16 protein-coding genes are annotated in these 19,420 nt (G+C 38.4%); 11 read left to right on the top strand and 5 right to left on the bottom strand.

Going from position 1 to position 19,420, the window contains the following annotated elements; translation table 11 throughout:
- Positions 1–5: 5 nt before the first annotated feature.
- Positions 6–929, bottom strand: a complete 924-nt coding sequence (locus ICL16_RS05275) for a glycosyltransferase family 2 protein (RefSeq protein ID WP_190825830.1) — start codon at positions 927–929, stop codon at positions 6–8.
- 658 nt (positions 930–1,587) lie between these two features.
- Here ICL16_RS05275 and ICL16_RS05270 point away from each other — a divergent pair.
- Complete coding sequence (locus ICL16_RS05270; protein WP_190825829.1) at positions 1,588–2,352, top strand: hypothetical protein; 765 nt, start codon at positions 1,588–1,590, stop codon at positions 2,350–2,352.
- Here ICL16_RS05270 and ICL16_RS05265 read toward each other — a convergent pair.
- The gene (locus tag ICL16_RS05265) at positions 2,326–2,535 is read right to left on the bottom strand and encodes a hypothetical protein (RefSeq protein ID WP_190825828.1); all 210 of its coding nucleotides are present in this window, start codon (positions 2,533–2,535) and stop codon (positions 2,326–2,328) included. The genes ICL16_RS05270 and ICL16_RS05265 overlap by 27 nt on opposite strands.
- Before the next feature lie 13 nt (positions 2,536–2,548).
- Between ICL16_RS05265 and ICL16_RS05260 the strand changes: the two genes are divergently transcribed.
- The 10 genes from ICL16_RS05260 (at position 2,549) to ICL16_RS05215 (ending at position 15,634) form a co-directional block, all read left to right on the top strand.
- Complete coding sequence (locus tag ICL16_RS05260; protein ID WP_190825827.1) at positions 2,549–3,484, top strand: glycosyltransferase family 2 protein; 936 nt, start codon at positions 2,549–2,551, stop codon at positions 3,482–3,484.
- Positions 3,485–3,493: 9 nt separating this feature from the next.
- Positions 3,494–4,435 (top strand): glycosyltransferase family 2 protein, encoded by a 942-nt coding sequence (locus tag ICL16_RS05255; protein WP_190825826.1) that lies wholly within the window; start codon positions 3,494–3,496, stop codon positions 4,433–4,435.
- Between the two features lie 88 nt (positions 4,436–4,523).
- The gene (gene hpsU, locus ICL16_RS05250) at positions 4,524–5,096 is read left to right on the top strand and encodes a hormogonium polysaccharide biosynthesis acetyltransferase HpsU (RefSeq protein ID WP_190825825.1); all 573 of its coding nucleotides are present in this window, start codon (positions 4,524–4,526) and stop codon (positions 5,094–5,096) included.
- Positions 5,097–5,444: 348 nt separating this feature from the next.
- Positions 5,445–7,592 carry a glycosyltransferase family 2 protein gene (locus ICL16_RS05245; RefSeq protein ID WP_238360607.1) on the top strand — a complete coding sequence of 716 codons (2,148 nt, stop codon included), beginning with the start codon at positions 5,445–5,447 and terminating at the stop codon, positions 7,590–7,592.
- 550 nt (positions 7,593–8,142) lie between these two features.
- On the top strand, positions 8,143–8,427 hold the full coding sequence (locus ICL16_RS05240; RefSeq protein ID WP_190825824.1) for a PqqD family protein: 285 nt from the start codon (positions 8,143–8,145) through the stop codon (positions 8,425–8,427).
- A gap of 81 nt (positions 8,428–8,508) precedes the next feature.
- Positions 8,509–9,738, top strand: coding sequence for a glycosyltransferase (locus ICL16_RS05235; protein ID WP_190825823.1), 1,230 nt, complete (start codon positions 8,509–8,511; stop codon positions 9,736–9,738).
- A 70-nt stretch (positions 9,739–9,808) separates the two neighbouring features.
- Positions 9,809–9,952: a hypothetical protein gene (locus tag ICL16_RS05230; RefSeq protein WP_190825822.1), complete on the top strand. Its 144-nt coding sequence runs from the start codon at positions 9,809–9,811 to the stop codon at positions 9,950–9,952.
- A gap of 233 nt (positions 9,953–10,185) precedes the next feature.
- Positions 10,186–11,100: a glycosyltransferase gene (locus ICL16_RS05225; protein WP_190825821.1), complete on the top strand. Its 915-nt coding sequence runs from the start codon at positions 10,186–10,188 to the stop codon at positions 11,098–11,100.
- Positions 11,101–11,133: 33 nt separating this feature from the next.
- A complete protein-coding gene (locus ICL16_RS05220; protein ID WP_190825820.1) occupies positions 11,134–13,341 on the top strand; it encodes a glycosyltransferase family 2 protein in 2,208 nt (735 codons plus the stop codon).
- 25 nt (positions 13,342–13,366) lie between these two features.
- The gene (locus ICL16_RS05215) at positions 13,367–15,634 is read left to right on the top strand and encodes a glycosyltransferase family 4 protein (protein WP_190825819.1); all 2,268 of its coding nucleotides are present in this window, start codon (positions 13,367–13,369) and stop codon (positions 15,632–15,634) included.
- A 39-nt stretch (positions 15,635–15,673) separates the two neighbouring features.
- Here the strand turns inward: ICL16_RS05215 and ICL16_RS05210 are convergent, their stop codons facing one another.
- The 3 genes from ICL16_RS05210 to ICL16_RS05200 form a co-directional block, all read right to left on the bottom strand.
- Positions 15,674–17,083, bottom strand: a complete 1,410-nt coding sequence (locus ICL16_RS05210) for an FkbM family methyltransferase (RefSeq protein ID WP_190825818.1) — start codon at positions 17,081–17,083, stop codon at positions 15,674–15,676.
- 143 nt (positions 17,084–17,226) lie between these two features.
- Entirely contained in the window at positions 17,227–17,508 is a 282-nt protein-coding gene (locus ICL16_RS05205; protein WP_190825817.1) for a hypothetical protein, read from the bottom strand.
- A gap of 591 nt (positions 17,509–18,099) precedes the next feature.
- Positions 18,100–19,329, bottom strand: a complete 1,230-nt coding sequence (locus tag ICL16_RS05200; protein ID WP_190825816.1) for a glycosyltransferase family 4 protein — start codon at positions 19,327–19,329, stop codon at positions 18,100–18,102.
- Between the last annotated feature and the right edge of the window lie 91 nt (positions 19,330–19,420).

The raw sequence follows: 19,420 nt of genomic DNA, 5'->3' as shown, positions 1-19,420 counted from the left end.
ACGGATTACTGTGCTGTTACAGATACTGAATCAGAAGTAGACGAAGGATTGAGGATGGGAAAACTAATCATCCACAACCACTCAGAGTTAATGTTAATCCCACGAATTTGTCGATATCGTTCCAAAAATGGGCGAGCTTTCTCACCTTGATAACGTTGGATATACATGTACGCGACTCTCAGGTAGCCATTAAAAAAGTGTTCGTCGAGAACCATCAAAGGTAACTTTTGGAGTTCTTTATAGCGGTTGAAGGCTTTTTCCTTGACACGTAACAAGCCAAGTAACATCTTTTCTTCGTTATTACTCTGCTGACCTTCGTACCTGCGGTAATAAACTAAAGGTTCATTCAAGAAATAAATCAACCATTTTTCGACAATCCGAAACCACAAATCGTAATCATCCACAGGGACCAGCGTTTCATCTAATAAACCCACCTCGTCTAGACATTCTCGACGTATTACTACAACAGAACAGGTCGGGATGGGACCACGCACAAATATACTCCAAAGCTGCTCGAAAGGAAGTATTTTATTTTTTTGTGCATATGTATAAGGATATATACCTTTGTCATTGAAGTAGAAAATGTCTGAATAGACTACACCAATCTTGTGATTGGCTTCTAAACAAGCAATTTGTTTTTCTAGCTTTGTTGGCAGCCAAATGTCATCATGATCGAGCAGGGCGATATATCGTCCCTGTGCTGCCATAATTCCGACATTGCGAGCAGCAGCTACTCCAAGATTATCCTGATTAATTACACTAATTTTGTCCCCAAATCCAGCTAAGACTTCTTTGGTATTGTCTTGTGAACCATCATTGACAACGATAATTTCGTAATCTGTGTAGGTTTGTGCCAAGACACTCTCAATTGCTTGAGATACCAAATTAGCCCGTTGGTAGGTGGGAATAATCACACTAACACTAGGCATGGGCAGAATTTTTCATTAACAAAAAATCAAATTTTTTTGCTGTTTTATTTTTTACTATTGGTAGATATCACACCGAGTAGCAAATCTTTGTTTTCAGCACACAAGGGGCATTATAGTCGCTCTGCACACACGGAGAGCTATGTATAAAACTAGTAGCTGCGTGTGGGAGTTTTTCTTGAATTGTGCTTTTTACTTTCTAGCACTAGCAAGCAGTAACATTAATTACTATATGTTCTAACCCGAAAATCTCAACTACTCATCATCATTTTTACCGAAAATTCATCTAAAACTCGTTTTGCGAAGTAATTTCTTTTTTATTTCTTTACATTAAGAGCTAATATCCTTTGTCATGTGTGAAAAAGTATAGCAATGTACGTAAATATTACATGAAGTTTTTTGCTAAATTGTAAATTTTGTATTACCAGTGATTATGCTGAACTGCATATTTTTACTTTGCTTAGTGTCAGACGGCAGCAATAATTTTGTAATTCACAGATCGGAAGTCTCCCGAAAATAACTTTAGTTAGATAAAATTATCACCAGCGTCTTTGACGCAAATACTACCAAGCGCATAAAATCGCGAAAGGTGGGGGCAAACAGTTGTTTGCTCCTTGTAGATGATCAAGCAGAACAAACGTAAGCAAAGCGAGAAGTAGATATGAAAGTAGGCGTAAAACGTATTGAAGCAACTTTACACGATTTAGAACGCACCACTTCTTGGGCCAATGAACCAGCTACAACAACAAAGCGGTCTTTCTCATTCAGGATTTCTACGGGGGCATCAGAATATACAGTAAATACTGATACACCAGAACAAGAACTGCCACCAACAGACAATGAATTGTTTCCTCAAGATACCTCAGTGCAAAGCATGTACGCACAAGACAGCGGATGTAAAGCACCAAGCTTGCCCAAATTAAAAACTCCCAGCTTTACAAGTCATCGCAACGGAGCCAATCCGGCATTGGCAATGAATCTGTTACAAGAAATTCAGCAAAGTGTTACGGATTGGCAAAAAGAACTACAAAAAATTATTCAACAAATTCAGGAAATATACTTAGAAGGACCGATTGTGAATGGCTGGTTAGAGTCCCATGACAAACAAGCAGAATCAGACAAAACTGCTCCCCTTCGCCACGCCGAAGTTGATCACCTCATGGACTACGTAGAAGAAATTTGTGCAAATCAAGCTAACATGTCTTGCCAATCACCCCGTGCTGGCTATCGTCTATGCGGTTTAGATGCGAATGGTAAAGTATGGTCACGTCCATGTCCACAGGATCAAGTAGCTAGCGTGAGTATGGCGATCGCCCGTTACCAAAAGCTACGCCAACTCTTAGGGCGTAAGCAATATCTAGAAATTCGCCTCACACAACTAGCTGAAACCTTGACCATCTTACACGGTCATATCCAGCAAGCGTAATCCAGTTACCAGTAACCTCTTATGTGGCAATACTTGTGTAGAGGCGAAGGTTGGTTCGCCCCTACCAAAATTATATTTCCGAAAAAACTCGGTTGGTGAGTCGTGAATTTTTGGTATAGATTTAGCTAAAACCCAGGCGAAAATTGGATGGGAAATTTTCATCCAAAATCCAACATCCCACATCCCACATCCTCCTATGCCAGAAACGCCCATCTCTGCCATTATCTGTACTCACAATCGAGATATTTACTTAGGTGCAGCCATAGATAGCCTTTTGGCACAAGATTTTGCTTTAGGCTTTGAAGTAGTGGTAGTAGATAATGGCTCAAGCGATCGCACAGAAAAAGTTGTAGAACAAAGAGCCGACGATCCTCGACTCAAGTACGTCTATGAACCCGTCCTTGGTTTATCCGTTGCCCGCAACACAGGTGCTAAAGTTGCCAACGGGGAAATACTGGCATACCTTGATGACGATGCCGTTGCTAGCTCAAGTTGGTTGAAAGTTTTGTATTCTGCTTATCAAAATAATCCTAAACTAGCAATAGCAGGTGGAAAAGTTACCTTGTTATGGCCCAGTGGAGTACAACCTCCACGTTGGCTATCAACAGGATTAACCGCTAACCTGGGAGCATACGACTTAGGAGATAGTTTAGTTTACATCGAAAATCCGGGTTCAACCCCCAGAGGCTTGAACTACTCTATTCGTAGATGCTTTCTTGATGAAATCGGAGGTTTTGATACTAATCTTGGTCGTGTTGGTACAAATTTACTATCAAACGAAGAACTGCAAATGACTGAGTATGCCCTACAACGGGGTTGGCAAGTCGCCTATCTTCCTGATGCCCTAGTAGCTCACAATGTAGCACCAGAACGCCTCAAACGTTCCTGGTTTTTAAATAGAGGCTGGTGGCAGGGTATTAGTGAATGTTATCGAGAACAACTTACTGGTAAAGCTGGTATAAGTCAATTGCAGCGCGGTAGCGAACGTTTTTTGCGTGGGTTGTATAAATCATTACAATATATTTCCGACCCGGCTGAATGCTTTGATAAATTTGTGTACGCTTACGGTCAGATTGGTTACATAAATGCAGCGATTAAGGGTCTTCTATCCACTTCAAAGAAAAAATCATAATATAGTTATATGTCATACAAAATACCAGTTTCTGTACTAATTCCGGCAAAAAACGAACAAGCAAACTTACCTGCTTGCCTAAACAGCCTTCAAAAAGCAGATGAAATATTTGTCGTCGATTCTCAAAGCAGTGACAAAACCGTAGAAATTGCCAAGAGCCTGGGAGCAAATGTTGTACAATTCCAATTCAATGGACGTTGGCCGAAAAAGAAGAATTGGTCTTTAGACAACCTTTCTTTCCGGAACGAATGGGTGCTAATTGTCGATTGCGATGAACGTATCACTCCTGAGTTATGGGAAGAAATTGCACAGGCAATTCAAAATCCCGAATACGAAGGCTACTACCTCAACCGTCGTGTGTTTTTCTTAGGTCAATGGATTCGCCACGGTGGTAAATATCCTGATTGGAACCTACGCTTATTTAAGCACAAAAGAGGTCGCTACGAAAATTTACATACAGAAGATATTCCTAACACTGGCGATAACGAAGTTCATGAACACGTTGTTCTAGAAGGTAAAGTTGGATATCTCAAGCACGATATGATTCATGAAGACTTCCGAGATCTTTACCACTGGATAGAAAGGCACAACCGTTATTCCAATTGGGAAGCTCGTGTTTATCTCAACTTGCTTACAGGTAAAGATGACAGCGATACCATTGGCGCAAACCTTTTTGGAGACGCAGTACAACGCAAGCGCTTTTTGAAAAAAATATGGGTACGACTACCATTTAAACCATTTTTGCGGTTTATTTTGTTTTACTTCATTCAACGTGGTTTCCTAGACGGCAAAGCTGGATATATTTACGGACGACTGTTAAGCCAATACGAGTATCAAATAGGCGTCAAACTATACGAATTACGTAACTGTGGTGGACATCTCAACACGGCATCTACAAAAGATACCATATCACCATCCCGTCCCCAGGAAATTGGGCAAACAGCAATATGAAATGACTAATGGCTAATGGCTGATAGCTAATCGTAACAATTAGCAATTAGCCATTAACAATTAGCAATTAACAATTCTTCTATTCCCAATGACTAATGACACACCTTTTGTAGATTTACGTAAATACGACCAATCCTGGTTTGACCGAGGACGTGCAGGCTGGTATATTTTATTATGGTGGTTAGTGCAGGCGATCGCCTTTCCCCTAACTCCTCACCCACTTAATGGATTACGTTGCGCATTGCTGCGGTTATTTGGTGCGCATATTGGTAAAGGTGTAGTAGTTCGTCCTACCGCTCGCTTCACCTACCCTTGGAAAGTAACTGTTGGTGATTACAGTTGGATTGGCGATGACGTAGTTTTGTATAGTCTCGATCAAATCCATATTGGTGAACACAGCGTCATTTCACAGAAAAGTTACCTCTGTACAGGTAGCCATGACATTTACGATCCAGCTTTTGGATTGAAGACAGCGAGGATCACAGTGGGTAATGGTGTATGGATTGCTACAGACTGTTTTGTAGGAGCAGGAGTAGAAATCGGAGCTAATGCGGTTATTGGCGCTCGTAGTAGCGTTTTTAGTAACATACCTTCTGGACAAGTGTGCTGGGGAACCCCCTGTCGTCCACACTACCCAAGAATAAAACACACCCAGGAGTAAAGATACAAATAGAACTTTCTCGTTTCCTCGTTCTATGCTCAGCATTCCTCGCTGCATGGTAATGCGTTACAGGAGGCTCAGCCTCTTAGTAGCGCAATTACGTGAGACAGAGTCTCAAACAAGGCATTCCAAGTCAGAGACTTGGAACGAGGAAACGAGGTAAATACCTATGGCTGATAAATCAAGCTAGTAAAGCTAGTTTAAATTTTAGTCGTAGAAAAATTTTATGTGTTAGAAATACAAATGTTTATTTCCAAAAGAATAATCAAAAATTAGGTAATAAATACGTGCATTTACTGAATCTATAAACATTTGCGCTACCAATCTACCGAACCAGGGTTTTGAACCATGACTGTTTCTCAGCAAGAATACATAGCTTTGCGCCATAAAACTGAGCAAAAACAAAAGAACTTAAGCGAAGTAGCTCAAGGAGCTTGGACAAAAACCATAGCTCAGAATACTGCCTTAGAAGTGTCACAAAATACAGAGCAATTTATTCAGCTTCTAGATGCTCAAGCTCAGTCTCAAGCAAACTCAGGTAATACTCAAATCAGCTGGATTATTCGGCAACATATCCGAAAAATTTCCCCTCAACTCATCAACAATCTTCTCGAGCTAATCCAGCTCTCAATTACTTTAGATATCTTCACACCAAACCTTTTGCAAGATTGGCAAGTACTTGAACTTCTACGTCAAAGTTCTTCAAATACTGTAGAGCCAACATTGCTCAGACAAGCATTTGCCAGTATTGCCGAGTTTTTACTGAAGCAAGATAAGGAACATCTAGAAGCCTTGAATTATGTGTCTCCTACCATAACTGATCCAGAAAAATATCATTTAGATTATCAAGAATGGGTAGAAAAGAACCACTTAACCGAGCAAGATATTGCATCGGCGCGTAAACAAATTGCACAGATGCAAATTCATCCCAAATTTTCAGTAATTATATTTATATATAATGTAGAAGAACAATGGTTAAAAAAAGCTATTGAGTCAGTTTTGAATCAAATTTATCCTATGTGGGAGTTATGTATTGTTGATGATGCGTCTACAGAACCGCATATCCGCTCTATTCTCAATCATTATAGCCAACTTGACGAACGAATCAAATTTGTATTTCGTTCTGAGAATAGTAGTATTTATACTGCTAATAATTCGTTTTTAGAATTAGCTACTGGCGACTATATAGTTATTCTCAATCACAACGATGAGTTAGCTATTGATGCCCTGTTTGAAAATGCTAAGCTCATTAATCAGCACTCAGATGTAGATTTTATCTATAGTGATGAAGATAACATAGATATTCAAGGGAACCACTTTGCCCCGCTCTTAAAACCAGATTGGTCCCCAGAGTATTTCTATTCCTGTATGTATACTCGCCATTTAGGTGTTTATCGTACTAGTTTAATTCGGGAAATTGGCGGTTTCAGGAGTGAGTATGAAGATGCTCAATATTATGATTTGGTATTACGAGTTGTAGAAAAAACACAGAATATCCACCATATTCCCAAAATTCTTTACCATTGCCGCAATATCCAAGCTGTAACTAACGGTGAAGTACAAGCAAAAGGGGTATATACTAGAGCTAAAAAAGCTCTTGAAGCAATAATAGAACGTAGTCCTTATCCAGGAAGTGTACAAGAAACATCACTACCAGGCTTTTACAGAGTTCGGCGAGACATTATTGGAGAGCCACTAATCAGCATGATCATTCCTAGTGCTGGGAAAAGAATTTTTACGCCACAAGGAGAGGTAAGCCTATTAGAAAATTGCATTCGCAGTATTAACAAATTGAGTACGTATCGCAACTACGAGATTATAGTAGTTGATGAATATAATGTTCCACAATCAACCTTAGAGGCGATATCTAACGATAAGTCGCTCCGCGCCTACGCAAATCCCAACCTACATATAGTTCGTACAAGGGAACCGTTTAACGCCGCTATGCGCATCAACATGGGTGTAGCCAAAGCCAGAGGAGAATTCATCCTGATACTTAACGATGATATACAGGTGCTGACTCCTGACTGGATTGAATCATTGTTGGAACTTGCACAACAGAAAGAAATCGGTGTAGTAGGTGCAAAACTATCATTTCCCGATGGGAAAGTACAGCATCTGGGAATGGTAATTAGTGATGGTAATCCCAGTCACATATATTATGGTGCTGACGGAGAAGATCTTAGTTGTTATTATTCAAACTTTACCATCAAAAACTACTTAGCAGCAACTGGAGCTTGCTTAATGCTCCGATCTGACTTATTCCAAGAGTTGGGAGGGTTAGACGAGCAATTTCCTTTTAACTATCTTGATGTAGATCTGTGCTTAAAAGCACACCAGTCAGGATACCGCAATGTAGTTACACCATTTGCTCATCTTATTCATTACGAATCAGCTACTCGTTCAAGAGGTGTCAAAATGGAAGAATTTTTTAAATTTAAACAGAAATGGGATACCTATTTGAAAGCTCTGGGGCGCGATCCCTACCTTTCATAGGTGATTGTACCAGATCCCCGACTTCTATGAGAAGTCGGGGATCTGACCGGAATGCACCATTCTCAACAAGCCCAAAGAAACCCGGTTTCTTAACGAAAAATCAAGGTTTTGAGTCAGAGTCGTTCTCAAGAAACCGGGTTTCTGACAGGAGTGCAAGATCTGAGATCTAGTTTAAAGAAATAGTCAAGAAAAAACTCAATAAATCAGTTTTATATAAAACTTAGATAAATTTAGTTACAAGTAGTTGATATTTTGAAGTGATAATGTATAGTAAAAAACGTTACTTGCTATGTCACTGCTAGCAGTCCAATTGCACTACCAATGGCTAAGTGATATCTAATCATAAAGTATTACTTGCTATGTAATTTATAGCACTCAGAACGCACTACCAATAGCTAGAATACAAGCCAACCTACAAAATTTTAATATTTGATGGGAGGAAATTTTTTTGTGCTAAAAATGCATATGTTCGTATAAAAATAAAGATTTTTTTGGTATTTATTTGCGCCCGGTTAAGTAAGGCTAACAGTATAATCAATCGAGGTGAGGAATGACAATAGGACCGAATCATAAAGTAACTCTGGCAAAGGAAGTCCTAATTCAGGACTTAGAAGGAAAGTCGGCTATAGTGTATGTTCCAAATCAAGAATATTTTGAGCAAAACGAAGTCGGCACACATATGCTGTGGGTGTTAACGGAGTCAGAATCTATTAATGCTGCTTATCACACTCTTCTCGAAGAGTATGAAGTCGATGCACAGCAGTTACAACAAGATTTGCTCAACCATCTACATTCGTTAGTCAAACACAAACTAGTAGAAATTACCGCTCCTTAAAATATTTTCTGGAAATAATAAAATTAGTACACCCTACACCCTGCACCCTACACCCTAATCAAAACAGAGGTTAATTAAAGAATGCGCATATTAATGGTTGCTCCTGGGGGAATCGCCATGATTCGCCCCCTGAAATGGGCGCTTGAGGAAGGACACGAAGTTTGGCTACTGACTCCCCATAACCCTTTATTACCGCAGGAAACTCCCAAAAATTATCGCTACTTACCCTTTACTTTAGAGTTAGTCAACTATCATGAACTTACAGGCGAGCTACCTAAAGATGAGATAACACACCAGTACCTAATTCAAACAGCGGCAGCACAGATAAAGGCGATCATCAAACAATTCCAACCTGATGTTATACATACCAACGGACTTTTCTTTGGTACAGAGTGTTGTATTTATGCTGACGTACACCCACTTATATGCTCGGCTTGGGGTGGTTTAAATTTTTTGCTGGAATCTAAATCTGAAGAAGTGCTAAATCAAAACATGACGAAAGTAGCATTTACTGCATTCAGAAACTCTGATGTACTAATTGTAGAGGCACCAGGTCTTGTTGATAAATGTAAGCCGTGGGTAAGTCAACATCAAAGAGTAGAGTTAATACATTTGGGAACAAAAACACATCGTTTTCGTCCTCAAGAAGCAAAGTATATAGAGCAGTGGCGAAGAGCGTTAAATGTTCCGGAAGGTGGTAAAGTGCTGCTTTCGCCCCGTGGCTGGAGTAAAATTTACAATCATCACCAAATCTTAGAAGCCTATGCAAAGGCTTATCCATACTTTGAGAAACCTACAGTAGTGGTATTTTTAAAGTACAGACGAACTAACAATTTGCAAGAAGTCCAGGAATATTATAAATATTTTTATACTAAGGCAAAGGAATTTGGAGTAGAGCAGAATATCCGTTGGCTACCCCCATTGCCACATCAAATGATGCCCGCTGCATATTCTGTAGCAGATTTAGTAATTAATTATCCCATCACCGATGCTTTTCCTTCCAGTTTAGTTGAAACTTTAGCTTGCGAAAGAAAAGCAGTTACTAATTTGCTACCAGCTTACGAGAATACCTTTGTTGAGAAGTTTTGCACAACAGTAGAATCACAAAATCCTGCTGCTTTGGCAGAAGCTCTCATAGCGGAGGTGAATAGTTCATCTGCAGAGCAAGAAAAATTATTAGCACAAGGAAGGCAGTTCATTATTGAGAATTACGATGACCAAATTTATAAAAAGAAGCTGTTGAAGATTTACGAAGACACAGCAGCATCTAATCTAAAAATGTATTGCTCAACTCGAACGCCAAAGATTTAAACATTTGGCTTATAGCTAAAGTTCTATTAAGAAGACTATACGCAAGCATAAGTCAGTTGGAGAATCAAAAATGAACCAATCTAACCAAAAAGCTAAAAAAGCTTACACGACACCAGAAATAACTTTACTTGGTGTACTCCTACCTCCTTCAGAAGATTTTACTATCATTGAGACACAGACTCCTACAAATACCAAGTTGGATTCCAATCAATAATATAGCGGTTCTCACGTGAGGTACGCCGAAAAAGTAATTAACCACAGATGAACACAGATAAACACAGATAAATTTGTACCGATTCAGACGCTTGAAACGCTAGAGCCAGTCTGGTTACAAAATAATCCTATTAGTAGGTTGGGTTGAAAAAAGTGAAACCCAACCTACTAATGCAAATAAACAAAAAGTGTGTAATTAAAGATTTTTCACATTAAATAATAAGTAATCACTCTATGCCAAATGTCAGCGTTATTATTCCTACATATAAGAGAGCTAATCTAGTTTCACAAGCAATTGAGAGCGTCTTGGCACAAACTTATACAGATTATGAAATTATTGTTGTCAATGATGGCTCTCCCGATCGCACAAAAGAAGTATTAGCTAAATTTGAGCATAAGATTATCGCTATTCATCAGGAAAATCAAGGAGTTTCTGCCGCTCGTAATACAGGCATCAAAGCGGCTGCGGGAAAGTATATTGCCTTTCTTGACGATGATGATATGTGGTTAGCAAACAAGCTGGAAAAACAAATCGCTTGTTTGGAATCGAATCCCAAGATTGGTTTAGTTTATTCAGACATGTTTTATTTTAATGAAGATGGTGTGTTACCCAATACATGGGGACAAGCCAATCCCACACCTCCGGTTCAGGAGTGCTGGCTCTTATTTGTACGCAACTTCATACCTACACCTTCTGTGGTAGTGCGTCGAGAATGTCTGGAGCAGGTTGGTTTGTTTGATGAAACTTTAGCAACTTGTGAGGATTATGATTTGTGGTTACGGATCATTGAAAAATGGTCTGTTCATTTTTTAAATGAGCCATTGGTATATTACCGCAGGTCGTCTACAAATAGCTTGCAGAGTAATGAGGAGCGGCAGCTAATTTGTTGGTTGCTTGTTAAAGAAAAAGCTTTCCATCGCAACGTAGGTTTACAGAAATTACCCTTGATGGTTCTCGATCAGTGCTTTTTTAACGGCTACCTGAGCCTTGCCTACTCCTATATTGAACGTTATCAAGGGGAGAAGGCACGCCTTGCCCTAGATCGTTATCAACAATATCGTGGTGTTAACAGTACTTCTAAGTGGTTACGAATGATCAGTTTCCCCGCTCTCAACCCATCCCTTACTGATGATTTAGTAAAAGTCTAAATAAATATTTAAATATAATATACAAACAGAGAAATGAATTTAAATTTATCCTCATCACATCAATCCGATGAATTAGATGTTCAATTTAATTTAGCAAATGATTGTTTAAGAAGCGGTAAATTAGAGCAAGCGATCGCACTCTATCAAAAAATTTTACTTCAGGAACCAGACTGCATAGCAGCTTATCTAGCTCTTGGCAATATTCTCACAGGACAAGGACGTTTACAAGAGGTGATAGCTCTTTATGAAAGAGCTATAGGAGTTATAGATAATCAACCTGAGTTCCACAAAAATCTGATTAATGCAATAGTGGCAAAAGATGGGATAGAAGAAGCATTTAAGTATTATGAGCTTAATCGAGTAGACACAAAAGAAATTGAAATACAACCCTGGGAAATTCTTTGTTGTGTAGTTGAAAGAAATGAATTATTGCGATTACCTTATTTCCTTTCTTATTACAGACAGAAAGGTATCGCTAAATTTTTGATTGTCGATAATAATTCGACAGATGGTAGTTTAAGTTATTTACTAGAACAGTCCGATGTCTATACTTGGCATTCAACTCGCCCTTTCAGTAAAGCTAACTGTGGTTCTATTTGGTTAGAATTGTTGTTGAGAAAGTATGGTGTAGGACATTGGTGTTTAACTGTAGATGCTGATGAAATATTCTACTATCCAGACTGTGAGAATATCAGTATTGATCAGTTGTGCCAAGAGCTAGACAAGAAGCAGAAAACTGTCTTTGACGCAATACTTTTGGATATGTACTCAGACAAAGCAGTTCAAGATACCCATTACACTAGCGGTCAAAACTTTTTAGATGTTTGTCCTTATTTTGAGCGGGAATTTTATTCTAAAAAAGAGGAAAACTTTGGAAATTATCGAAATCACACTGCTTACTGGGGTGGTGTGAGAAAAAGAATTTTTGGCGGAAACGATTTGTTGAGTAAATCGCCTTTAATAAAGTATAATGTAGATTTAATTTTACATATTGGTCAGCATTTTACTAATCGCCCAAAACATGAAATAGCTAATAGTAGAGGCTGTTTACTTCATTTCAAATTTTTTGATAATTTCTACAGTTATGTTGAACAAGAGGTAAGAAGAAAAGAGCATCATAAAAACGCTAGAGAGTATGTCAGATATCAGCAAGTAATTGCTCAGCATAAAAATCTTATAATGTACGATGAAAAACACTCAGTCAAACTGCAAAATTCTCAGCAGTTAGTGCAGATGGGAGTTATGCAGGTAGGGGAAATTTCGCCTGTAGCAGTTGCAGTTGAATTTCCAAAAATTTATCCAGTATCAACTAATATTTCCCGTCCTTTTTGGTCGGTAATGATTACCGCTGACAAGGGAGCGAATTATTTAGAGCAAGCATTGAAAAGTGTGTTAGAACAAGCTCCTAGCACGGAAGAAATGCAAATAGAAGTTGTTAATAATACTGGAAATGAGTCTATCAAAGCAGAAATTGCCGAAGTAGTTGAAGCCGTTGGAGGACAGAGAATTTACTTTTATCACCATCCAGAGAGTGTAAGTGTTACCCAAATTTTTAATATCTGTATACAACGGGCTAGTGGTCAATGGGTTCACATTTTTCATGGAGATCATATAATCAAGCCAGGATTTTACCAGCATCTTCAAGCAGGTATAGAAAAAGAACCTGATGTTGGTGCAGCTTTTTGCCGTCATATTCACATCAACGCAGCTGGTAATGTGTTTAAGATATCTCCTCTAGAAAGAGAAACTCCAGGAGTGATTGCAGATTGGCTAGAAAGAATTGCTATGATGAATAGGCTGCAACTTCCTTCAGTTGTAGTGAAACGAGATGTGTATGAAAAGTTAGGAGGGTTTTGTCAAGATACAAGTTCTGCTTTTGATTGGGAAATGTTTAACCGAATAGCAGTGCATTATCCAGTGTGGTATGAGCCGCAACTGTTAGTTTATTTGTGCGAAAATTGGAGAGAACATCCTAATTTAAATTATGCTAAACAAGTAGCTGATAACCTTAAAGCTATTGAAATTTATCAAGTTTATTTACCAAGTAAAATCAAAAATAAGTTAACTAGTAAGGCAAGAGAAGCTCAGGCTTTATATGCTTTTTACTCTGCGCAACAGCTATTGCATCAGGGAGATTATCCCAGCGCGATCGCCACTTTACAACAAGGACTAAAATGTAGCCAATCTGCACAAGTAAAACAGGCATTAATTATTCTGTTACAGCAAATCAAATTTAGTTAATAAAAAAGTTTGAGTATTAATACATATGAATAAGCATATCTTGCTTCACACAGATGATCCTGGAATCGGTGAAGTCGCCCAATATAATCACACGTTATTATGTGGTTTAGCAGCATTAGGCTATCGGCTTACCTGTGTGCAATCTCAGAGTTCTAACCCGATGGTGAGTGTTCAAAAACAACTAGGAATAGAGCATTTGTGGTTAGACTTTGACACCATTAGTGAACCAGAACGTGCAATATCAGATCAATCCTGTGCCGAAAAGATTTTTGTAATCACCAAACCAGATTTGATTATTTTTAGTGACACCTGTCCCTTCTCCAATTCAGGAGCTAAGTATGTTGCGATTCAACAGGGAATACCTTTCATAGTTGTGATTGGTTTAGTTGATCACAGAGCACCGGGCACATCGTCTCTCATCCTCAATGAATTGTCACGCTTTTATCGCTGTGCAATGGCAGTGATAGCCCTTTCAAAGGAAAATTTAAACTTGTTACATCAACTGTACGGGCTGCCGGAAAATAAAGGACAAGTGATTTATCCAGGAATACCAGCAAAATGTTTTGCACGAACAGAGCAATCAGTCTGCGATCGCCTACGTGAACAACTAAGCATACCCCAAAATGGACTTGTCTGTTTTACATCTGCGCCTCTAGAAGCAGTCAAGGGTTACAACTACCAATTAGCAGCGATGCAAAAGCTAAAAGGTACAGAAGTTTGGGATTCGCTTTATTTTATCTGGGTTGGCAGTGGCGAGTTAGAAAACCAACTGCGCTTTTTACTCAATCAACTGCAAATCACCAACGACAAAGTTAAAATGTTGGGAAAACGTTGGGATATACCAGACTTATTAGATGCCAGTGATATTTTTATATTAACTTCCATTATAGAAGGAATGCCCTTGTCAATCATGGAAGCAATGGCAAAGGGATTACCCGTAATTGCTACAGCAGTCAGTGGTGTTCCAGAACAGTTAGGTGATACAGGTAAATTGTTACCTGATCCAAAGATTGATCCTCATGCTACTGTCAACGAGTTAGTCACCACAATTCAAGCATGGTTTGCTAACCTACAACTACGTCATCAGAGCGCTAATGCTTGCAAAACTCGTGCCCAGCACTTGTTCAAAGAAGAACGGATGATTTCCGAAACTCATGCTCTCATTGAAAGTGTTTTCAATATTGAGCAACAAGTGAAAGCAATGATGAAAAAAGCTCTTAACTTGTTAAATAGCAGTAACTCTATCGAAGCAGCGCTCATTGCCGAACAAGCAGCTAATCTTGGTATCAATATACCAGAAATGCACTTTGTTAGAGCAATTTGTTTAAGTGCTAATAACCACAATCAGCAGGCTTTTGAAGCAGCAAAAGCAGAATTAGAGATTAACCCTACTCACCGCCCATCTCAAGAGATAGTAGACAACTTCAGTAGAAAAATGTATGGGCAAATGACTAAAATTCCGAGGCAGAAAAATCCCAGGATTAATGTAGTAATTTTTAGCAAGGATAGAGCTTGCCAATTAGAGCTACTTCTGCGCAGTTTTAAGAAATACTTCACTGAATGGGAACAGGCAGAGAAAACTGTTATTTATAAAGCAGAACACCATACTTTAGAGCAAGGTTATCAGCTTTGCCAAAAATTACATCCTGAGTTTTCTTATGTTTCTGAGAGTAGTACGCCATTTAAACAGGCAACTTCAAACGCTATAAATGAAAACAATGCTTTGACTATGTTTTTAGTAGATGATATAGTCTTTAAAGAACAATTCTCGCTTCAAGATCCAGAATTCAAACAGTTTAGCAATGACTTAAAGATTCTGTGTCTCTCTTTAAGACTATATCCAAAAGTAAATTACTGCTATGTCATAAATCGCCATGTTTCTGTGCCTCAATTTAGAGAAGATGGAGTTTGGCGATGGGTTGATTCAGAAGGGGATTGGGGATATCCAATGTCGTTAGATGGCAACATTTTTTCAACACCAATTATCCAATGTCTTACAGAAAACTTACAATTTTACAATCCAAATTCCTTTGAAATTTTAATGGCAAGGAATGCTAAATATTTAGAAAATACACCATTTATGCTTTGTTACCAAGAGAATAGCAAGTTATTAAATATACCAGCAAATAAAGTGCAGGATACTTGTCCAGCCAGATTTGGAAATTTAATTACACCGGAGGAGCTTAATCAACGCTTCTTAAATGGTGAAAGAATTTTACTAGAGCCATTTATATATCAGCAAAATAATGCAGTTCATGTAGAATTACCATATAATTTTGAAAAAATAAAATGAGCATAACTTTCCCCCTCTTAATTTCATCACTTCTGATGCCTATGAGCGAACCCATTTATCCCGTTTTACGAAGATAGTATTGATGTAAGTATCTGCAAAAACCATGTATCCCTTGCTTTCTAAAAACTTTACTACTGATGTATTTTTAGCACTACTTCCAGTGGGTGAAAGAGTCATCGTTTTTACACATATAACAGTTGGACTGCTTGCTTCATAATTGATTGACGCTAATATATTATCGTCCATCCCCAGGAAATCTACAGATAGAAAGTCAGGAAATTTATTACCACAATAACCAGCAATGATGTTTGAGAATGTATCCACTTTAATTTTCGGCACAGCAGTGACAGAGCAATTCATCTTAGAATAGCTATCTGCCTCTTTTTTTGAGAATGTGTTTAAAAAGGGGTTAGACATAACATAAAAATCTATTTCACCTGAGCTATCAGATATTCCTATGTTCAAATTAATGTCTGATTGCCTTTTGTTTAAAAAAGTTTGAAACAGATTTGTGTCTGGCTGAATGTTGATGCCTCTGGAGCCGTTTAAGTAAAAGAAATATGTATTACTCAAATGCTCAGGAGCGAAAGCCCCAATATCCAAGTAACTAGGTTGTTTCACACCCAGAACATCAAATATAGATTTGACTATTAAATCTTCTCCACACCGCGAATAGCAGGTTTTCTCATATCTAGTACGTTCTAATAAATCAAAAAATGAAGAAACTATCTGCTTACTATACGCCAAATTAACATATAGTTGATCTCCATCAACAGCACCCACTGTATCTCGCACTTTATAGAAACCATTTGCTTCCATAAACTCCTCAACATCTTGTTTAAGAGGTTGATTTTTGTAGTAAAAAACTGCTTCTACCTCCAACCAAATCAACTTTGTCGCCTTCAGAATATTTCTCGCACCTTTTAAAACTGCAATCTCCGCCCCCTGAACATCCATATGGATAAAATCGATTTCAGATATATGGCGCTCTTTGCACACATCTTCTAGAGTGTAAGTTTCAACCGTAATCACTTCATTGAACTGTAGCCAAGAAAGATATTTATCGAATTCAACTTCATTTGGCGCTAGTAAAGAACTCGACTTATTTCCATAATCCCAGTCGCCACCATCGGAAGCATGATCGGGCTTACCTGATGAAACATAAAATTTTGCCTGCCCTTTAGAGTCAGATAGGGCGAAGGGTAATATCTCAACGTTGTTGACGGAATACTTTTCTAGAGTTGCACGGAGTAGTGGAATATTTTTGGGCAGTGCCTCTACAGCGTAGATTTTAGCTTTGGGAAAAAGTTTAGAGTATTTAACTGAATCTTCTCCTTCACAACTGCCTATATCAAAAATTGTGATCTGAGAGTTAGCCGCAAACAGGTTATTTAACTCTTTTTCAATAGGAGAAGGGATATTAATGTAAATATCTCGTGTAAATGTCATGCTCAATCCTCTCTGTATTCTTTAATTAACTCTTGTTTGCAATCTATAGTAATCCTCTTCTATCTTTTATTCTGAGTTAGGAAAATTCTTCAAAGAATCACGAGATGCTCCAGAACAAAGAGAAGAGAGGTTTTTACAAATCATTATTTTGTAGGAACTATTCTGATACTGTCGTCTTGCACACTAACCTCAACATAATCTCGCTTATTAAAAATGAAACTTTTCAGTTCGTTAATGTTTGGGTACGCTGGATCTGTGCCAAAGCAACGCGCATCGTCGATGATTAAGACATGTCCAAGATCGGGATAACTCAAAATACAATCTAGTTCTTCTAAAATCGGCGTATCCTTATCTCCTCTTGCTGTAATTCCTTGTGAATAATGTCCATCAAGCCAGAACAGAGCAGGTTGCTTGAGTTGTTTCATAACACCTTGGAGTTCCTTTGCGCTATCCCCATTTGATAACCAGGAGTAAACTTTTGCTTTCCCTGAGAACACTTCAATTGCCTTTAACTGTATCTAATATTATTATAGACTCACGCTTTTTAAGTAATTTTATGTAAAATTCATCTTGATTTTATACTATTATTAGGAGAATATTGTAATTTCTGCTACTGTATTTGTTATTAGCTTACGATCTATAGCGTTCCTAAATGATTCCCAAACAGTCCTGTTTTGACTGATGACTGATAACTGTTGACTGTCAACTGTTAACAGTTAACAGCCCAAATGAAAAGTTTGTAAATCAAATAGGATTGCTATATCTGTTAGATGTTAGAATAAGAATTTAGTTGCGCAAAGCAAGCTTTATGTAGTCGGCGCAACTGGACAACATGTTTTGGCAAGACCTCAACAAGCCCAAAGAAACCCGGTTTCTTAACGAAAAATCAAGGTTTTGAGTCAGAGTCGTTCTCAAGAAACCGGGTTTCTGACAGGAGTGCAAGATCTGAGGTAATGCGTGCAAAACAGAGTGTATCTAGGTAAGGGCGAACAAGCGTTCGCCCCTACAGGGATTACTTATAATTTCTGCACTAAGTTGACAACGGCATTTTTTAACAGATCCCATGAATACTTGGAAGCATTTTTCATACCCTTGCTTCTGAGTTCATTCTGTAAGTGCAAGTCTTCTTTTACAGATAGAATTGTCTGGGCAATAGTTTGCGGCGAGACAAAAAATTGTCTTGCTCCTGTTCCCCAAATACCCATATCTACTGGATCTAATAATATTCCTCCCTCACCCACTACCTCTGACATAATACCTCCATCATTGGTTGCTGCTACAGGCACTCCACAAGACTGTGCCTCAATTACACCAAGTTCAAAACCTCCACAAAAGGGGACATTTACTACAAGATCGCAGCAGTTGAGTCTTTCAACATAATTGTAGCGATCGCTGATAAATAATTGGTGTTCTGGTGTAATTGTTGTTTGCGTATCTGATTGAGGACGTAAGTTAACGTCATCTTGAATATATGGAACTCCGGCAAATTGATTAAAACTCCCAGAAGGAAATATGACTTTATCTTCTATCTCTAAATCTCTTGCTAATTCCAGCAGATTCCAACCCAATGAATCCTTCATCTGACAGTGAAGGTAAAGCACTATATCAGAAGCTTTGCCGATTTTTTTGAGATGTTGGATAGCCAACATCACGCGAGGCTGTTGCTTTCTTTGAATATTTCGCCCAAAAACACCCACAACAAATTTTCCTTCTAATCCCGCTTGCTGTCTCAATTCTTGGCGATTGGTTAGAGGACTAAAAATATTAGGATCAACCCCATGCGGTGCTACAATCACCCCACCCATTCCTCTGTGTTCAAGAAAGTTGGCTACCGAGTGCGTTGCAGTTATCAATGCTTGCATAACTAATAATGGTTTGAGAAAATCATCACAAATAGGGAGTCCATCACTCACAAAATGAGATATGATAGTTTTTCTACAGTTTACATACTGTAAAGCCCCTACCCATGTTTGCACTCCACCTAGATCGTGATTTATTAACACTAAATCTAAATTTTCATATCCGATAAAATTAGATAGGTTTCTCATTACTTCAGGTGAAGCATATCCTCCTGCTGCCCATATTCTACAGGGAAACTTTGAGCGGTCAAATGTTTCTCCAAAAAGACCAAGTCCAAAACAAGCTACATAATGACCAGCCTGTACTAATGCCCGGATAATTTGATTACAAGTAACGCCAAAGCCAGTTGTAATTGAAGGAGCTTCTGAAATAATGCCTATTCTCATAAGTAATTCTTCCTTATTGCTTATCGCTCTGCTATTCCAGCCTCAAATAATTTTCCCACAGTAAAAATATTACATTATTATCAACGATTTC

It is taken from the genome of Iningainema tapete BLCC-T55, assembly GCF_014698965.1.
GTDB lineage: Bacteria > Cyanobacteriota > Cyanobacteriia > Cyanobacteriales > Nostocaceae > Iningainema > Iningainema tapete.
This window is presented reverse-complemented; position numbering and strand designations above follow the sequence as displayed.

Bases quoted from the DNA above. Each gene is read 5' to 3' on its own strand.
- ICL16_RS05275 (WP_190825830.1), bottom strand. From the start codon at position 929: ATGCCTAGTGTTAGTGTGATTATTCCCACCTACCAACGGGCTAATTTG.
- ICL16_RS05270 (WP_190825829.1), top strand. From the start codon at position 1,588: ATGAAAGTAGGCGTAAAACGTATTGAAGCAACTTTACACGATTTAGAA.
- ICL16_RS05265 (WP_190825828.1), bottom strand. From the start codon at position 2,535: ATGTGGGATGTTGGATTTTGGATGAAAATTTCCCATCCAATTTTCGCC.
- ICL16_RS05260 (WP_190825827.1), top strand. From the start codon at position 2,549: ATGCCAGAAACGCCCATCTCTGCCATTATCTGTACTCACAATCGAGAT.
- ICL16_RS05255 (WP_190825826.1), top strand. From the start codon at position 3,494: ATGTCATACAAAATACCAGTTTCTGTACTAATTCCGGCAAAAAACGAA.
- hpsU (WP_190825825.1), top strand. From the start codon at position 4,524: ATGACTAATGACACACCTTTTGTAGATTTACGTAAATACGACCAATCC.
- ICL16_RS05245 (WP_238360607.1), top strand. From the start codon at position 5,445: ATGACTGTTTCTCAGCAAGAATACATAGCTTTGCGCCATAAAACTGAG.
- ICL16_RS05240 (WP_190825824.1), top strand. From the start codon at position 8,143: ATGACAATAGGACCGAATCATAAAGTAACTCTGGCAAAGGAAGTCCTA.
- ICL16_RS05235 (WP_190825823.1), top strand. From the start codon at position 8,509: ATGCGCATATTAATGGTTGCTCCTGGGGGAATCGCCATGATTCGCCCC.
- ICL16_RS05230 (WP_190825822.1), top strand. From the start codon at position 9,809: ATGAACCAATCTAACCAAAAAGCTAAAAAAGCTTACACGACACCAGAA.
- ICL16_RS05225 (WP_190825821.1), top strand. From the start codon at position 10,186: ATGCCAAATGTCAGCGTTATTATTCCTACATATAAGAGAGCTAATCTA.
- ICL16_RS05220 (WP_190825820.1), top strand. From the start codon at position 11,134: ATGAATTTAAATTTATCCTCATCACATCAATCCGATGAATTAGATGTT.
- ICL16_RS05215 (WP_190825819.1), top strand. From the start codon at position 13,367: ATGAATAAGCATATCTTGCTTCACACAGATGATCCTGGAATCGGTGAA.
- ICL16_RS05210 (WP_190825818.1), bottom strand. From the start codon at position 17,083: ATGACATTTACACGAGATATTTACATTAATATCCCTTCTCCTATTGAA.
- ICL16_RS05205 (WP_190825817.1), bottom strand. From the start codon at position 17,508: ATGAAACAACTCAAGCAACCTGCTCTGTTCTGGCTTGATGGACATTAT.
- ICL16_RS05200 (WP_190825816.1), bottom strand. From the start codon at position 19,329: ATGAGAATAGGCATTATTTCAGAAGCTCCTTCAATTACAACTGGCTTT.